This window comes from Rhizobium sp. SRDI969 (assembly GCF_025152725.1).
GTDB classification, from domain to species: domain Bacteria; phylum Pseudomonadota; class Alphaproteobacteria; order Rhizobiales; family Rhizobiaceae; genus Rhizobium; species Rhizobium leguminosarum_I.
This window is the reverse complement of sequence record NZ_CP104035.1, coordinates 986,713-1,003,204: the sequence shown is the minus strand read 5'-3', so window position 1 is coordinate 1,003,204 and position 16,492 is coordinate 986,713. Positions and strand designations below refer to the sequence as shown.

The window sequence follows — 16,492 nt, the reverse complement described above, 5'->3', positions numbered from 1 at the left end:
TTGCCGAAAGTCGGAATGGAGCCGGTGCGCCGCAAGGCGCTTGTCGACGCGGCGCTGCGGGTGATCGGCGATCACGGCTCGCTAACCGTCACGATGTCCGATATCGCTCGGCAGGCCGGCGTATCGGCAGCCCTGGCGCATCATTATTTCGGCAGCAAAGAACAATTGCTGATCGAGACGATCCGCTCGCTTCTGAGACAATTGCGCAGCGACACGCTGGCGGCGCTTAAGGCCGCCAGAACGCCGCGCGCGCGGCTTTCGGCCATCATCCGCGTCAGCTTCCACGCCGACCAATTCGCGCCGGACACGATTGCCGCCTGGCTTGCCTTTTACGCCGAAGCGCAGCGCTCGGAAGAGACCCGCCGCTTTCTGGTGATCTATGCCAGGCGGCTGCGCTCCAATCTGCTGGCCGATCTCAAGGCGCTGCTGCCCGCCGACGCCGCAGAACGCATCGCAGAAGGCGCTGCGGCGATGATCGACGGGCTCTATATCAGGCAAAGTCTGAAATCGGCGCCGATCGGCATTGAAGCCTCGATCGCGCTGACGGAAGATTATCTGAATGCGCTTTTGGCCACCACCTCCCCTCTCCCGGCGGGAGAAGTGACGACCACATCGAACCACCCAAGGGACAAATGACATGAAAGCCCAGCCGAAAGCCTCGCACTTCATCGACGGCGAATATGTCGAGGATACCGACGGCACCGTCATCGAGAGCCTCTATCCCGCGACCGGCGAGGTGATCGCCCGGCTGCATGCCGCAACGCCCGCGATCGTCGAACGGGCGATCGCCGCGGCCAAACGCGCCCAGCCGGAATGGGCGGCGATGAGCCCAATGGCGCGCGGGCGGATCCTGAAACGGGCGGCCGAGATCATGCGCGAGAGAAACCGGGCACTTTCCGAACTCGAAACGCTCGACACCGGCAAGCCAATCCAGGAGACTGTTGTCGCCGACCCGGCCTCGGGTGCGGATGCCTTCGAATTCTTCGGCGGCATTGCACCGGCCGGTCTCAACGGTTCGCATATCCCGCTCGGCCAGGATTTTGCCTATACCAAGCGGGTGCCGCTCGGCGTCTGCGTCGGCATCGGCGCCTGGAACTATCCGCAGCAGATCGCCTGCTGGAAAGCGGCGCCGGCGCTCGTCTGCGGCAATGCCATGGTGTTCAAACCGTCCGAGAACACACCGCTCGGGACGCTGAAGATCGCCGAGATCCTGCACGAGGCGGGACTGCCGAAGGGGCTGTTCAATGTGATCCAGGGCGACCGCGACACCGGGCCGCTGCTCGTCAACCATCCCGATGTCGCCAAGGTGTCGCTGACCGGCTCGGTGCCGACCGGGCGCAGGGTGGCGGCGGCTGCCGCCGGCAACCTCAAGCACGTGACGATGGAACTCGGCGGCAAGTCGCCGCTCATCGTCTTCGACGATGCCGATCTCGACTCGGCGGTCGGCGGCGCGATGCTCGGCAATTTCTATTCGACCGGCCAAGTCTGCTCGAACGGCACGCGCGTTTTCGTGCAGAAGACCGTCAAGGCCGAATTCCTGAAGCGGCTGAAGGTCCGCACCGAGGCGATGCTGATCGGCGACCCGATGGACGAGGCGACGCAGGTCGGACCGATGGTCTCCTGGGCGCAGCGCGAGAAAGTGATCTCCTACATCGAGAAGGGCAAGGCCGAGGGCGCGCGCCAGATTGCCGGCGGCGGCATTCCGAACAACGTCTCCGGCGAAGGCTATTACGTGCAGCCGACTATCTTTGCCGACGTCACCGACGACATGACCATCGCCCGCGAGGAGATCTTTGGGCCGGTCATGTGTGTGCTCGACTTCGACGCCGAGGACGAGGTGATTGCCCGCGCCAATGCCAGCGAATTCGGTCTTTCCGGCGGCGTCTTCACTGCCGACCTCACCCGCGCCCACCGCGTCGTCGACCGGCTGGAAGCGGGCACGCTCTGGATCAACACCTATAATCTCTGCCCGGTGGAAATCCCCTTCGGCGGATCGAAACAATCCGGCTTCGGCCGCGAGAATTCGCTGGCCGCGCTGGAGCATTATTCCGAGCTGAAGACGGTCTATGTCGGCATGGGGCCGGTGGTGGCGCCGTACTGAAGGGATTGAGACCCCTCCCCAACCCCTCCCCACAAGGGGGAGGGACTAATATGGGGCACCGGTTTTATCCCTCTTCAATCTCATCGCTTGTGGCGCTGATTGTCGAGTGAGGCGGTGCAGCAAGTTAAGCCCCTCCCCCTTGTGGGGAGGGGTTTGGGGCGGGGTCTTAATGCCCGGGGTTTTCGGGACCGTTGCAAAAGAATCTAAGGGAACGTCATGCAACAAGCAGATTTCGTCATCATCGGCTCGGGCTCCGCCGGCTCCGCCCTCGCCTACCGCTTGTCGGAAGACGGCAAGAACAGTGTCATCGTCATCGAGGCGGGCGGCAGCGATTTCGGACCGTTCATCCAGATGCCGGCGGCCCTTGCCTGGCCGATGAGCATGAAGCGATATAATTGGGGTTATCTGTCCGAGCCGGAGGCGAACCTCAACAATCGGCGTATCACGGCGCCGCGCGGCAAGGTGATCGGCGGCTCCTCCTCGATCAACGGCATGGTCTATGTGCGCGGCCATGCCGAGGATTTCAACCGCTGGGAGGAGCTCGGCGCCAGCGGCTGGGCCTATGCCGACGTGCTTCCCTATTTCAAGCGGATGGAACATTCGCATGGCGGCGAAGAGGGCTGGCGCGGCACAGACGGGCCGCTGCATGTCCAGCGTGGCGGCTTCACCAATCCGCTCTTCCGCGCCTTCGTCGAGGCCGGCAAACAGGCGGGTTTCGAGGCGACGGAGGATTATAACGGCAGCAAGCAAGAAGGCTTCGGCCTGATGGAGCAGACCATCTTCGGCGGCCGCCGCTGGTCTGCCGCCAACGCCTATCTGAAACCGGCGCTGAGGCGGGACAATGTCAAGATCATCTACGGCTTTGCGCAGAGGATCGTGATCGAGGACGGGCGTGCCACAGGCGTCGAGATCGAACGCAAGGGCAGAATGGAGGTGGTGAAGGCGAACCGCGAGGTGATCGTCTCGGCCTCCTCCTTCAACTCACCGAAGCTCTTGATGCTGTCGGGCATCGGTCCCGGCCAACATCTGCAGGACATGGGCATTCCGGTGAAGGCCGACCGGCCGGGGGTCGGCGCCAATCTGCAGGATCATATGGAATTCTACTTCCAGCAGGTCAGCACCAAGCCGGTGTCGCTCTATTCCTGGCTGCCGTGGTTCTGGCAGGGCGTGGCCGGCGCACAATGGCTGCTCTCGCGCGGCGGGCTCGGCGCCTCCAATCAATTCGAGGCGTGCGCCTTCCTGCGGTCTGCAGCAGGGCTGAAGCAACCCGATATCCAGTACCATTTCCTGCCGGTGGCGATCAGCTATGACGGCAAGGCGGCGGCGAAGAGCCACGGCTTCCAGGTTCATGTCGGCTACAACCTGTCGAAATCGCGCGGCAGCGTGAGCTTGCGCTCCGCCGATCCCAAGGCCGATCCGGTGCTGCGCTTCAACTATATGAGCCACGCGGAGGACTGGGAGAAATTCCGCCACTGCGTGCGGCTCACCCGCGAAATCTTCGGGCAGAGCGCCTTCAACGACTATCGCGGGCCGGAGATCCAGCCGGGCGAACGCGTGCAGAGCGATGATGAAATCGACGCCTTCCTGCGCGAACATCTGGAAAGCGCCTATCACCCTTGCGGCACCTGCCGGATGGGCGCCAAGGACGATCCGATGGCGGTGGTCGATCCGCAAACGCGGGTGATCGGCGTCGATGGCTTGCGCGTCGCTGACAGCTCGATCTTTCCGCACGTCACCTATGGCAATTTGAACGGACCCTCTATTATGACCGGCGAGAAGGCGGCCGACCATATCCTCGGCAAACAGCCGCTGGCGCGCTCGAACCAGGAACCGTGGGTCAACCCGCGCTGGGCGGTGAGCGACCGCTGATCCGGTTATCCGGTTTCAGAGAAAACCGATCCACCGTCCGGCTATGAGGGCGGCGATCCAGATCGCGGCCGACAGGGCGGCGGAGAAGCGCAGGCCGGGCCGGACGATGCCTGTCGACACCGCCGTTTTCCAGGCTCGCCCGAAATGAACGATCGACAGGTTGAGAAGGCCGATGGCGATCAGGCAAAGCTTGGCAAGGAAGGCGGGATTGGCGACATATTCGACCGCCCGGGCGCTGAAGAGGCAGAAGCCGGTGGCAACAGCCGCGGCAAGGCCGACAGCGGCGGCGCGTGACAGAAACGGCGCGACGATCTCAACCGGAACCTTGCGGAAGAAGCCGGCGAGCCTCAGATCAAGCGGCAGGATGGCGCCGACCAAGAGGCCGATCGCCAGGATATGGGCTGCGTTGACGAACATGTAGAGCGTTGCGGAGCGCCGGAGCGCGAGCGCAGGCGTGGTCGCCGACAGCCATTCGAGAGTGTCCATCACGACAGGTCAGTTCGCCCAGAGGTCAGTTCGTCTTGATGCGGTCGGGATAGATATCATAGCGCTTCTCGCCGATGGTGAGGCGCACGGCCTTCAGCCGCTTCTCTTTTGCATCCTGCGAACGATTTCCAAGGGCCACCACCTGGTCGCCGGGCTTGGCCACAGCTTCGACGAAACCGGAGCGTTCCGTCTGGCGCGGATTGCCGAGTTCGACGAGCCAGACGCCGTCATCGGCGGTGGCGACATCGAGCGTCGGATGCGGGCCACCCATGGAGATCTTGTCGATCGTGCCGCGCAGTTCGATCTGATCCGCCTCGGCCCAGGACCAGCCGTGATGAGCGGCCGCGCCTGTCGCTACGGCCGCCGAGAGTATGGCCGCAGCCACTACTCGCTGTGGTGAAATTCCAAACATGATATTCTCCCTACCAGCATGAGCAGGCAGGTGGAGCATCGGAGCCGGAGGAAAAGGTATTTCACCAAATCTTGAAGAAAGAGGCGGGCGTATGCTCAGGCCAGCAGCCGGGTGACTTCGGCGCCGTGCTTTGGGGCGATGGCATCAGCGATCGTTGTCGAGAACAGCACCTTGCGGGTGGCGTCGGCGACTTTGGCGAAGACGTGGCGGATCTGGCAATTCTGTTCGCCGTCGCAATCGTCGCATCTGCGGTAAGCAGTGATCGAGAGGCATGGCAGCGGCGCGATCGGGCCGTCGATGATGCGAAGGATCTCACCGAAGGTAATCGTGTGGGCGGGCTTCAGCAGGAGATAACCGCCCTGCTTGCCGCGACGGCTGACGACGACGCCGTGATGTTTCAGGTCGAGCAGGATCTGTTCGAGGAACTTTTTCGGGATCTTTTGCTGCGCCGCGATATCGGAAATCATCACCGGTTCATCGGCATCGGCATCAGCCAAGACCGTGAGCGCGCGCAGCGCATATTTCGCCTTTTGCGTAATCATTTTTGACCATCGACACACACAGGCGGCGCGAATTCCCGCACCGCTACGGAAGTACTTTCACCTCTATGGCACAACCAGCATGAACGGAATTTGAACGCACCGGAGAAAGCCTTGAGAGACAAGCGTTTTGGCCTTGTTTTTCGCCCTCGGCCAAGCGCGCTTAATCTATGCCAAAACCGCGCCTTCTGCACGATTTTCGGCATCACTTCAGATTTCCGATTGACAGGCTGCGTGTAACTCTACTATTTCTATAGACATTCGAGCTGCCGATGTGGATTTTCATCCGCAGGCGGCTGCTTTTCTGCATCGCGGCAGCTTCGGAGAGATATTTGCTCCTCCGGCCACAGCTTTCGAAATCCCTTTTTCTGTCCGATCCATGCGTGAACTGCGATACTCCTGATAACAAAGGACAGGATTCTCATGACTGCTATCAATAGGATTGCGGAAGAAGGGCCGATTGCGGAAGCTGCGGCGCTGAACGACAGACTGGCGGGTCTCGACCTTGCCGGACGACTGTCGCTGGTCTCCGGCCTTGGCGGCCGCGTGGTATTCACGACGTCACTCGGCATCGAGGACCAGGTGATCACTGCCGAGATCGGCACGCACCGCCTGCCGATCGATATCGCGACGCTGCAGACCGGCCGGTTGTTTGCCGAGACGCTGTCGCTGATCGATGAGACCGAAAGCCAGTACGACATCCATATCCATCGTTTCGAGCCCGAGAAGGCCGATATCGACGCCTATGCGGCGCAATACGGCCTCAACGGTTTCTACGAGAGCGTCGAAGCCCGCCACGCCTGTTGCGGCATGCGCAAGCTGAAGCCGCTCGCGCGTGCCCTCGAAGGTGCTGCAATCTGGATCACCGGCCTGCGCCGCGGCCAATCGGCCAACCGTGCCGAAACGCCCTTTGCCGAATACGACGCGGAACGGCATCTGCTGAAGGTCAATCCGCTCGCCGATTGGGACCTGGAGGCAATCAAGGCCTTCGTTTCCGCAAACGGCGTGCCGGTCAATCCGCTGCATGCCCGCGGTTATCCCTCGATCGGCTGCGAGCCCTGCACCCGGGCGATCAAACCCGGCGAGCCGGAACGTGCGGGTCGCTGGTGGTGGGAGCAGGACGAGACGCGCGAATGCGGCCTGCATGTCGCCGAAGAGGCCGCAGCGATCGCCGCACAGTAAATCACCCCACGGCTTTCCCAATCAGGGCGCGGCGACCGCCGCAGCCTTGGGAAAGTCAACATTCCCTGGGAAAGCCAACAATCCCGGGAAAGCCGACATCAAGGAATTGCTTTGCGGGCACCCGCAAACGACCGATAGCCTGGAGTAACACATGCCCGATAGCCGTCCGGATACGGAACTCAGCAATCCGCAGAGCGCCAAGGCGCCGCTCGACCCGCATCTGAAAGCGCTGGAAAACGAATCCATTCACATCTTCCGCGAGGTTGCGGCCGAATTCGAGCGTCCCGTCATGCTCTATTCGATCGGCAAGGACTCCTCGGTGCTGCTGCACCTGGCGCGCAAGGCCTTCTATCCCGGCCGCGTGCCCTTCCCGCTGCTGCATGTGAACACCGGCTGGAAATTCTCCGAGATGATTGCCTTCCGCGACGAGACCGCGAAGAAGTATGATCTCGATCTGATCGAGCACATCAATCCGCGCGGCAAAGCCGAAAACATCACGCCGTTTACACATGGATCGGCCGCCTTCACCGACATCATGAAGACCGAGGGGCTGCGCCAGGCGCTTGATGCCGGCCAGTTCGACGCCGCTTTCGGCGGTGCGCGGCGTGACGAGGAAGCCAGCCGCGCCAAGGAGCGCATCTATTCCTTCCGCACGCCCGACCATCGCTGGGATCCCCGCAACCAGCGGCCGGAACTCTGGAACATCTATAACGGCATGATCCGCAAGGGCGAGAGCGTGCGCGCCTTCCCGCTGTCGAACTGGACCGAGGTCGATATCTGGCGCTACATCCAGGCCGAGGACATTCCGCTGGTGCCACTCTACTACGCCAAGAAGCGGCCCTTCGTGGAGCGCGACGGCATGATGATCCTGGCCGAAGATCCGCGCCTCGAACTGCTGCCCGGCGAAGTCCGCCAGGAAGGCATGATCCGCTTCCGCACGCTCGGCGATTTCCCGCTGACCGGCGCCATCCGCTCACAGGCCACCACCCTTGAAGAGGTGATTGCCGAACTCGAAATTGCAACGGTGTCCGAACGCCAGGGCCGCGCCATCGATCGCGACCAGTCCGGCTCCATGGAAAAGAAGAAGCGTGAAGGATATTTCTGAGATGACCGCAGCCCAAACCGCCGTCTCGGCCGCAACCGTCGTCAGCCTGCCCGCCGCCGAGCCGCTCAAGGCTCAGCGCGATACCAGGCCGCTGCGCCTCATCACCTGCGGCAGCGTCGATGACGGCAAGTCGACCTTGATCGGCCGCCTGCTCTGGGACACCAAGGCGGTCAAGGAAGACCAGGCCGCCACCCTGCAGCGCGATTCCACCGGCAAGCAGAACGATCTCGGCCTGCCCGACTTCGCATTGCTGCTCGATGGCCTGCAGGCCGAGCGCGAACAGGGCATCACGATCGATGTCGCCTATCGCTATTTCTCGACCGACAAGCGCTCCTTCATCGTCGCCGACACGCCCGGCCATGAGCAATATACCCGCAACATGGCGACCGGCGCCTCGACCGCCGATCTCGCCATCCTGCTCGTCGATGCGCGCCTCGGCATTCTGGAACAAACGCGCCGTCACGCGACGATCGCCTCGTTGCTCGGGATCAAACAGTTCGTGCTTGCCGTCAACAAGATCGACCTGACGGGCTACGACCGCGCCGGCTTCGACAAGATCAGCCATGACTTCCGGGAATTTGCCCTGTCGCTCGGCGTCAAGCAGATCACCGCCATTCCGATGTCGGCGCTGAAGGGCGAAAACGTCGTCTATTCCGGCCAGGCCGCCATGCCCTGGTATACCGGCCCGTCGCTGGTGGAGACGCTGGAACTTGCCACCGTGCGCTCGTCGCAGACGGTCGGCTTCCGCCTTTCCGTGCAGCGCGTGTCGCGTCCGGGCGAAAGCTTCCGCGGCTATCAGGGCACGGTTGCCGGCGGCTCGGTCAAACCGGGCGACAGCGTCATGATCCTGCCGTCGGGCATGGTCGCCAACGTCTCGAAGATCGTCACCTTCGATCTCGTCCGCAACGCGGCCGTTGCCGGCGACGCGATCACCCTGGTGCTCGACCGCCAGGTGGATGTGGCGCGCGGCGACATGATCGTCTCGATCGACGCCCAGCCCCAGGTCGGCCTTGCCTTCGACGCGCAGATCGTCGCGCTGCAGCCGGAGGGAATCGAGCCCGGCAAGCGCTACTGGCTGAAGAGCGGCAGCCGCCGCCAGCGTGTCCAGGTGCAGCCGCTCAGCCAGTTGGAGCTGAAGACCGGCGCCTGGAATTCCGCCCAGCGGCTCTACATGAACGCTATCGGCAAAGTCCGGCTCGTCTTCGACGAAGCGGCGATCTTCGACCCCTATGAGCAGAACCGGCTTTCCGGCTCCTTCATCCTGATCGATCCGGAGACTAACAACACGGTCGCCGGCGGCATGGTGACCGGCAAGCGCAGCGAACTCGGCGGCCTGCACAATGGCGAAGCCCGCGTCATCCTCTCGCTTCCGGCCGATCTTGCCGAGCAGATCATGGCAAGCGAACTCTTCGCCAGCCGCAGCCACGAGGCCGACGTACGGCGCATGACGGCAGCCGAAGCCGCCGACGTTTGGTCGAGTGCCGCAAGCGATATCTGATAAAGGACTAGGGGCCAGCAGGACTGGCCCCTCACCGCAGCCGAATCTGCTGGCTGCGGGCTGGCGATGCCTGTCGGCCTCTACGGCCGCTAAAAAAATCAGAATTTGCAGAAAACGGACTTTTTCAATTCACGATTCGCTGTTTACCGCTTGCCGGCGGACCGATGTGGGGCCATTCTTAGGTAGGATCCTGGCGGTGCGGTAAAACGAGAGGTCAGGCTTCGCAACGCTCAATCTCGACCTCGAAGCAGTTAACGTGGCGCCTTTTCTCGACTGATCCCCGAGCGAGGAGGTTGTCCATGTCCACGCGCTATGTCGACCATCCGCTACAACCGGGCGACCGGGCCCCGAACGTTGTGTTTGATGCGATCTCGCACGAGGGGAAGATCGCACTTGATGATTTTCGCGGCCGCAGCCCATTGTTGATCGGTCTGTTTCGAGGCCTGCATTGTCCGTTCTGCCGGCGCCATGTCGCGGCCATGGCATATCTCAACCCGATGCTGCGTGAGAAAGGCGTCCAATCCCTGGCGGTGGTAAATACGCCGGTCGAACGCGCGCGGCTCTATTTCCGTTACCATCCGATACCCGATCTTCTTGCTGCATCCGACCCGGGACGGGCTTCGCACCAAGCCTTCGGCTTACGCGAGGTCGGGATCGACACGGTCATGGCGATACGGATCGATCTTCAGGGCGAGTTGCCCGAGCCCATGGGCGTGATGGCAATGGACGAATTTCTCAACGAGAAGGAAGGATATCAAATGACGGAAGCCGATCAGCAGATGATGACTGCCGACCACGGGCAGCTTGTCGGTCAGTTCCTAATCGACCGGGAAGGCATCGTACGCTGGAGCTTCACTGAAGTTCTGGAGGCTGGGCTCGAGACATTCACGGCACCGAATTCCCAGGAATTGATGTCGGCAGCTTCCCAAGTCGCACATTAACAACGAAAAACTCGCTCGAGGACCTACCGCCGGGGTGGTGCTCGGTGTTGACGCATCGTTCAAGATGCTCATCGACTCGCTGTTTACCGCTTGCTTTCTGGCGCCTCCACTCCACCCTTGGCGATGGATCGCCGGTGGAATTTGAAATCCAGCTTGCCGCAAAGAACCGATCAGAACCTGAGACGGTGCGATAGGGCTCCGGATCCGATCCGAGCCTGAAGCGGTCAGATGGCTTTCCTCTAGACTTTAGTATTTCCGCGATCTACATTTGAGCCTCTGTGAGCCTGAAATTATATCAGGTCTCAGCCCCTTCGCATCGCCCACCTTCACCATTTGCGGTTCGGGCCTGCGTTTCACCCCCATTCAACGCAATTTCACCGCGCAAGCGGGAGGAGTTTCCATGGCCAATGCCCAATGCGCCTGCGGCGCTCTAAAACTGATGCTCAGCGAGCCGCCACAATTGACTGCGCTGTGTCACTGTTTGGCTTGCCAGCGGAGAACTGGCGCGCCGTTCAGCGCAAATGCTTTCTACGCGATCGGCTGTGTCGAAATATCCGGAACATCTACAGAATTCATTCGTACCGCCGAGAGCGGTCGCAAGGTCCGAATGCACTTTTGCCCAACGTGCGGCTCGACCGTCTATTGGAAGGCCGATGCTGCGGCGTTTTGGATCGGGGTGGCGGTCGGCTCCCTTGCCGATCCGGCCTTCGCGCCACCTGCCATGTCAGTCTTCGAACAATCCAAACATAATTGGGTGCAGCTTGACGAAGCGGTAGAGCACTTTCAAAGCCATCCAACCCTCCCATTGAAATGAATTGACGCGGGAAGGTCGGTGAGCGCACGGGCTTTCAGTCCGAATGCCACGCTGCCGACGCGTTCAATGACTGCCTCTCCCTTTGCTGCCCCGGCCAACTGAGCACTACTTCCCGAGAGCGCTCTTCAAGGCATCGACGACGACGCGGACAGAGGGGACGTCTTTGATATCCGAATGGACAACCAGCCAGATCTCTCTTGTCAAAACCTGTTCGGTCTCGATGCGCTGGAGACCGCTGGGCTCCGGGGCGGCGAAATCGGGGAGCATGACGACACCGGCGCCAAGGCTTGCCGTTGCGGCCTGGAACTCCAGAACGGACGACCGCAGCGCGATCGGCCGGCCGGCGGCCAGTTCGATCAGCCGCAGTTGTTGCGGTGAGGCGTTCATGGTTTCGTCGTAACCGATGAAGGTCCAGTCCGACGGGGAAACCGTTTCGAGATAGGTCCTTGATGCGTAGAGATGGAAGCTCATTTCGCCGAGCTTGACGATGGCGTAATCGCCGTCCTCGGGACGCGACATGCGCACGGCGATATCCGCCTCTCGTCTATTCAGCGACGCGAGGCGCTTTTCTCCGACGAGCGTGATCTCAACACCCGGATGGTCTCGCCTGACGGCGGCGATCGGCTTTGCCAGCAGCACGCTTGAGAGAGCGGGCGGCGCGCTGATCCTCACATGGCCACGCAATTCCGTGGCGCTGCTGCGGCCAAGCTGCTCGATTGCCGCAGTCTGCGCGGCGACAAGAGCTGCGTGCCTGGCAACCTGCTCCCCGTCCGAGGTCAACATGATGCGCCGTCCGCGGCGGTCTACCAGCTTGCGTCCGAGACTGGCTTCAAGCGACGAAATGCGCCGGCTGATCGTCGCATGTTCGACGCCGAGCTGCTTTGCGGCGCCAAGCAAGGTTCCCGACTGCGCGAGCGCCAGGAAATGCCGAAGGTCGTCCCAGTCGAGTTGTGTGAATTCTCTCTCAATCATTGTGAAGTAATAGGGAATTTTCACACATCATGCCATCGGTTAATTTGCGCCCATGAAGGAGCACGAGAGATGACCGACCAAATCATATGGCTGAACGCCCCCGGTGACGTCACCCAGTTCCATGTCGAGGAGCATCACCATTCTGAACCTCCCGGCGATGGTGAGATCAAGATCCGTCATCAGGCGATCGGAACCAACTTTCTCGACGTCTATCACCGCAAGGGCATCTACCCCATGCCTTCCTACCCCTCGGTGATCGGCGCCGAGGCGGCGGGCATCGTCGAAGACGTCGGTCCTGGCGTTTCCATGTTCCAAAAGGGTGACCGGGTTGCCTATGCCGGGCCTCCGGTTGGAGCCTATCGCTCAGCCAGGAACATTGCCGCTGAAAGGGCGATCAAGCTTCCGGATGCCGTTTCGGCGAAAACGGCAGCGAGTTCGCTGCTCAAAGGCATGACCGCCTACATGCTGTTGAAAAAGACCTATGATGTGCGTGCAGGAACACAGGTTCTGATCCATGCTGCTGCGGGCGGGCTTGGAAGCATCCTCGTTCGCTGGGCCAAATCGCTCGATGCCACGGTGATCGGGACGGTTGGCTCTTCCGAAAAGGCCGCAATCGCCGCATCTTATCGAGCCGATCACCTCATTGTCGGACGAGGCGCCGATATCGTCGCGGACGTGAAGCGGCTGACGAACGGGCTTGGTGTCGACGTCGCCTATGACGGGATCGGCGGCGACACGCTTCTCAAGAGCATACGCTCTGTCCGCCCATTCGGCATGGCCGTCACCATCGGCCAGGCCGCCGGTGCTATTCCACCGGTGCCCGTCGAGGAACTGCGCCCGGGCAAGGCGCTCTGCCATCCGAGTATCATGGCCTGGTGCGCTGACATCGGACAGTATCGCGAGGCTGCTTTCGCTGCCGTCGGCGCGATGGAAACAGGGATCGTCGCGCAGATCGGTGCCGAATATCGTTTGGCCGATGTTGCGAAGGCGCACGAAGAGATGGAGTCCGGACGTTCGGCGGGCAGTATCCTGCTGATACCCTGATTGGTCAGCGATATTTATTTTGGCTTACGCAGATGGAGAGATCCAGTCGGAATAGGAACCACACTGGCAAGTCGTTGGCCTACTACCGTACCGATTGTGGCAACGCCGGGCGTGTTCCTGGATGCGGGTTCGATCTGGCGAAGAAACAGTCCGGTATCATCTGCAAGAGATCCGATGGTAATCATCGGCTCATCGTCGACGAAAAGTATCAATCCAATGCCGGATCCAACCTTATCCTCCACCCTGCATGGAACGGCTCGCAGTTCGGTCTCCGCGTTTGTCGAAAACAGGGATTTCACAAGCCCGCCAAGTGCTTCGATATTATTGACGAACGGCCGCACGACAAGCGTGACCGCCTCTTTTTCAGATAGGGTGAGTTCGACGGAAAACTGAGCCGGCGCAGATCCGGTTGGCAGGCAAGCACTATAGAGCTGAAAAATCGCGGCGCGGGCGAAATTCAAGCGTGTATCTTGGGATTCGGCTTCGACGATTGATTGAAGAAAGCGTGAAGAGTTCACTGCCGCAATCCCTATTTCGAATCGGGCTAGCCCGATGATGATTTACGATATCGCATCTGGGAGCGAGCCGTCCGCATTATTCATATTGCCGACTGCTGACCTTCGAAAAATCTCCGGTTTGTCCCCGATATCCCGGATATTCCGCGAATATTTGGCGAAGCTGCAGGCCCAGTTTAGATCGCAAGAAAATATGGAAGCATTTAGGTCAATACGCCGTTGAGATCGCTATCCCTTGTGCGTTCGCGCGACCATCCCGGTTCGCGGGCGCGCTTCCGATCGTCGTGTCACGCCCGTTTTCGTCTTGAAATCGGTTTCCGCCGTCGAGCGATATGCCACATGTTGTTGGCAGCCATCAAATCGAATGGCAACACCCGGTGCCGTACCCGCGACATGCGTTAATGCTGGACGGCGGAATGGCTTCGGTGGACCGATTATTGAAGCTTGAGGGCGGCGTCGCGCAGAGCCTGCCAAGCAGGGCTCCCATCGTTATGGATGTCGAATTTGTCGTAGTCGTCCTGGGGATAGAGGCCCGAATCCTGCGTGCTGGTGAGCCGCCAGACCACCCAACCTCCGCAATCCGAGGTGGCGATCGTATTCAGCCAAGTTCCATAGGCGTTTGCCTGATCGGCATCGGATCGCGGAACTCCAAACTCCTCCAGGATCACCGGTTTTCCGATGCTTCGCCCGATCGCGCAGTATTCGCGAATGCGGGCATCGAAATCGGAATGGCTCATTTTGGCGTAGGATGGGTAGCCATGCCACGTGCCGAAATCAACGCTCGGAATATTCATATCCGCCAGCTTCTGATCCATGTTCCCATGGCCCGTCGTGACGAGCTGTTTCGGCGCCAGGGATTTGACATAGGCTGACATTTCCGACACCCACTCATAAAGGAGCGGTTTGGGATGGATGTCAGGTTCGTTGGCCAGATCCCAGGCAAATATGGTGGGGTCGTCGGAATAGCGCACACCGGTAATCGTGTTGACGCGCGACAGAACATGCCGAACCCATTCCTTGTAATCGCGTCGGGTTCGCGGATCAGCGGCAAAAAAGGTGTATTTGTCCGAACTCCCGTACCAGGCGTTCATCTGCTGGGCACCGCCCGTGTAGGCCCAGAAATCGACGAATGCGAGGATCAGCTTAAGCTTGCGCTTCGCCGCTTCCGCGATGAGGTAATCGACCTTTTGCAGGCCGTCAGGTCCGTCGTTGGGAACCATCTCGTTGGTTATCGGATCCCAACTCATCATATAGATGCCCTTGGTTCCGAGGTTGCCGGAATCGGCCGTGCTCTTTGAATTCCAGATCGTCGGCACCTGGCCGTCCAGCGACCCTATAACCGGTTGCAGGAAGGTGCGCACCACATTGGCGCCCATTGCCGTGGCATCGTCCAATACGCGGGTGACTTCGCCTGACGAGCCAAATGTCAGATAATGGTTGTTCACGCCGGCCACGCGAAATGGCTTGCCGTCCAGCAGGAAGCCCCCCTCTTTCGTCGTGACGAAAGATTGCTGCGCGGATGACTGCGCGTCCGCAGATCCGACTTGAGCAGACCAAAAAAGCGCCAGCGCCGCAGCGCCGATAGCGAAATCCCGGAAACGGTGAATACGCCTCATGCTAAGAAACTCCCTTTCAAGCCCGTGACGCAATTCCGATTTGGTCTGTCTGGTCGAGGGAATTGCCGTATGTCGAGACACCGCCAGCCGTTGATGGCGCGGCGATGGACGGCGTCGCAGTGCGCCGTGTGGCCCAATACAATGCCGGGCACAGAAGCAGGCCTTCCAGCGAAACAGCAATGACCCAGAAGTCGGCTGTGGCTGCGATCCCGAATCGCGCACCGCCGGCGGCGGCCACGATCTCCAACACCGCACCGCCGATCAGAACGAGCGTGGCAAAGCCCAGGCGCCGTCGGACACGTTGAACCGCCAGATAATGATACTTCGACGCCATTCCGAAAGCGGCAACGCCCAGAAACTGAAGGCCATTTCCTGCAATCACAGCATAGGCCGGATTGAATATCCAGAGCATGAAGCGCGACAGGAAGAGGAACGCCAAGGCGGTCGCCGCGCAGACCAGCATCGACAAGCCGAGCGACAGGCGCAGGCGCGCGGGAAATAGCTCCGGCTCCCGCACAGCGATGGCAAACAACACCGAGGCGAGTGACGCAGGGACGAGAAGCGCAACGTTCAGCACCGTCCAGGCGGCATAGAAGGCGGCGTTGATCTCAGCAGACAGCATCACCGTGACGACGAAAGGCAGCAGCAGCGCCGGCGCCTGAACAGCCATGCTGAGCGCGTGATGGCCGAAAACCTGTCCGAGCATCGGGCGGAAGGCGCGGATCTCCGGCCGGTGGAAGACGCGCCTGCCGGCATAGACAAGAAGCCCGGCCACGACGACCAGCGAGACAAGCTGCCCGGCAAACCAGGTGGTGAAGATCGCCAGTTCGTTGGTCGCCCGGCCAATTGTCAGGCCGAGAGCGATCAGGAGAAGAAGCTTGCTGGCGGCGAAGACGACATTCCGGGCCAGTTGAAGGCCGCTCCGCAGGAGGCCGACCATGGCTTGGTCGAGCACGAGCGTCACAGCCGTCAGAGCGCAAGCCGCGACGAAGAAGAGATCGGTCGCGGAGGAACCGACGATCGAGCCAAGCTGGGTCGATGTACAGGCTGCGATAGCAAGATAGATCAGCCCCACCACGATGGAGGCGCTGAACGAGGCCAGGAGGGCGCCCGTCAGAAACGGGCCTGCTCTTTGCTGACGGCCCATCTCGCCCATCAGGAAGGGTCCGAGACCGACTTCACCGAGATTCGCGAGGAGATTCATCAACGATATGGCGGCGGCGGCGAGCCCAACAGCTTCGGCCGAGAAGGTACGCGCTGCGAACCACCAGTAGACGAAGCCGAGAATGGCCGTCATCAACGTTCCAAGCCCCAGCATGCCTGCATTGAGGAGCAAAACCGCCTGGTTCATCAGGAGGCTGCGGACGTTAGCGATGGCGGCGCTGACGGTCATCATGC

Annotated in this window: 15 protein-coding genes and 1 pseudogene; 9 read left to right on the top strand and 7 right to left on the bottom strand. The window is 61.0% G+C overall.

Annotated elements, in window-relative coordinates:
- The 3 genes and pseudogenes from betI (at position 1) to betA (ending at position 3,970) form a co-directional block, all read left to right on the top strand.
- Positions 1-641: pseudogene (betI, locus tag N2A41_RS05070) on the top strand (transcriptional regulator BetI).
- A complete protein-coding gene (betB, locus tag N2A41_RS05065) occupies positions 638-2,101 on the top strand; it encodes a betaine-aldehyde dehydrogenase (RefSeq protein ID WP_260110428.1) in 1,464 nt (487 codons plus the stop codon). The pseudogene betI and the gene betB overlap by 4 nt, the downstream one beginning before the upstream one ends.
- Positions 2,102-2,317: 216 nt before the next feature.
- The gene (gene betA, locus N2A41_RS05060) at positions 2,318-3,970 is read left to right on the top strand and encodes a choline dehydrogenase (RefSeq protein WP_260110427.1); all 1,653 of its coding nucleotides are present in this window, start codon (positions 2,318-2,320) and stop codon (positions 3,968-3,970) included.
- A gap of 15 nt (positions 3,971-3,985) precedes the next feature.
- Here the strand turns inward: betA and N2A41_RS05055 are convergent, their stop codons facing one another.
- The 3 genes from N2A41_RS05055 to N2A41_RS05045 form a co-directional block, all read right to left on the bottom strand.
- Positions 3,986-4,459 (bottom strand): DUF6644 family protein, encoded by a 474-nt coding sequence (locus N2A41_RS05055; protein ID WP_170258681.1) that lies wholly within the window; start codon positions 4,457-4,459, stop codon positions 3,986-3,988.
- Positions 4,460-4,481: 22 nt separating this feature from the next.
- Positions 4,482-4,868 (bottom strand): DUF6152 family protein, encoded by a 387-nt coding sequence (locus tag N2A41_RS05050; RefSeq protein ID WP_260110426.1) that lies wholly within the window; start codon positions 4,866-4,868, stop codon positions 4,482-4,484.
- 95 nt (positions 4,869-4,963) lie between these two features.
- Positions 4,964-5,410, bottom strand: a complete 447-nt coding sequence (locus N2A41_RS05045) for an RrF2 family transcriptional regulator (RefSeq protein ID WP_170258683.1) — start codon at positions 5,408-5,410, stop codon at positions 4,964-4,966.
- Positions 5,411-5,830: 420 nt separating this feature from the next.
- Between N2A41_RS05045 and N2A41_RS05040 the strand changes: the two genes are divergently transcribed.
- From N2A41_RS05040 to N2A41_RS05020, 5 genes are all read left to right on the top strand, one after another.
- Positions 5,831-6,589 (top strand): phosphoadenylyl-sulfate reductase, encoded by a 759-nt coding sequence (locus N2A41_RS05040; protein WP_222282062.1) that lies wholly within the window; start codon positions 5,831-5,833, stop codon positions 6,587-6,589.
- 151 nt (positions 6,590-6,740) lie between these two features.
- A complete protein-coding gene (gene cysD, locus N2A41_RS05035; protein ID WP_003546395.1) occupies positions 6,741-7,694 on the top strand; it encodes a sulfate adenylyltransferase subunit CysD in 954 nt (317 codons plus the stop codon).
- A 1-nt stretch (position 7,695) separates the two neighbouring features.
- On the top strand, positions 7,696-9,192 hold the full coding sequence (gene cysN / locus N2A41_RS05030) for a sulfate adenylyltransferase subunit CysN (RefSeq protein WP_260110425.1): 1,497 nt from the start codon (positions 7,696-7,698) through the stop codon (positions 9,190-9,192).
- Between the two features lie 299 nt (positions 9,193-9,491).
- Entirely contained in the window at positions 9,492-10,133 is a 642-nt protein-coding gene (locus N2A41_RS05025) for a peroxiredoxin-like family protein (RefSeq protein ID WP_170263321.1), read from the top strand.
- 400 nt (positions 10,134-10,533) lie between these two features.
- A complete protein-coding gene (locus N2A41_RS05020; protein WP_260110424.1) occupies positions 10,534-10,947 on the top strand; it encodes a GFA family protein in 414 nt (137 codons plus the stop codon).
- Positions 10,948-11,052: 105 nt separating this feature from the next.
- Here the strand turns inward: N2A41_RS05020 and N2A41_RS05015 are convergent, their stop codons facing one another.
- Positions 11,053-11,919 (bottom strand): LysR family transcriptional regulator, encoded by an 867-nt coding sequence (locus N2A41_RS05015; RefSeq protein ID WP_260111113.1) that lies wholly within the window; start codon positions 11,917-11,919, stop codon positions 11,053-11,055.
- A 69-nt stretch (positions 11,920-11,988) separates the two neighbouring features.
- Between N2A41_RS05015 and N2A41_RS05010 the strand changes: the two genes are divergently transcribed.
- The gene (locus N2A41_RS05010) at positions 11,989-12,963 is read left to right on the top strand and encodes a quinone oxidoreductase family protein (protein ID WP_260110423.1); all 975 of its coding nucleotides are present in this window, start codon (positions 11,989-11,991) and stop codon (positions 12,961-12,963) included.
- Positions 12,964-12,977: 14 nt separating this feature from the next.
- Here the strand turns inward: N2A41_RS05010 and N2A41_RS05005 are convergent, their stop codons facing one another.
- The 3 genes from N2A41_RS05005 to N2A41_RS04995 all read right to left on the bottom strand — a co-directional run bounded on the left by N2A41_RS05005 (position 12,978) and on the right by N2A41_RS04995 (position 16,490).
- Positions 12,978-13,481 (bottom strand): hypothetical protein, encoded by a 504-nt coding sequence (locus N2A41_RS05005; protein WP_170263328.1) that lies wholly within the window; start codon positions 13,479-13,481, stop codon positions 12,978-12,980.
- A 431-nt stretch (positions 13,482-13,912) separates the two neighbouring features.
- Positions 13,913-15,094: a glycoside hydrolase 5 family protein gene (locus N2A41_RS05000; protein ID WP_260110422.1), complete on the bottom strand. Its 1,182-nt coding sequence runs from the start codon at positions 15,092-15,094 to the stop codon at positions 13,913-13,915.
- 16 nt (positions 15,095-15,110) lie between these two features.
- Positions 15,111-16,490 carry a hypothetical protein gene (locus N2A41_RS04995; RefSeq protein ID WP_170263332.1) on the bottom strand — a complete coding sequence of 460 codons (1,380 nt, stop codon included), beginning with the start codon at positions 16,488-16,490 and terminating at the stop codon, positions 15,111-15,113.
- Positions 16,491-16,492: the final 2 nt, after the last annotated feature.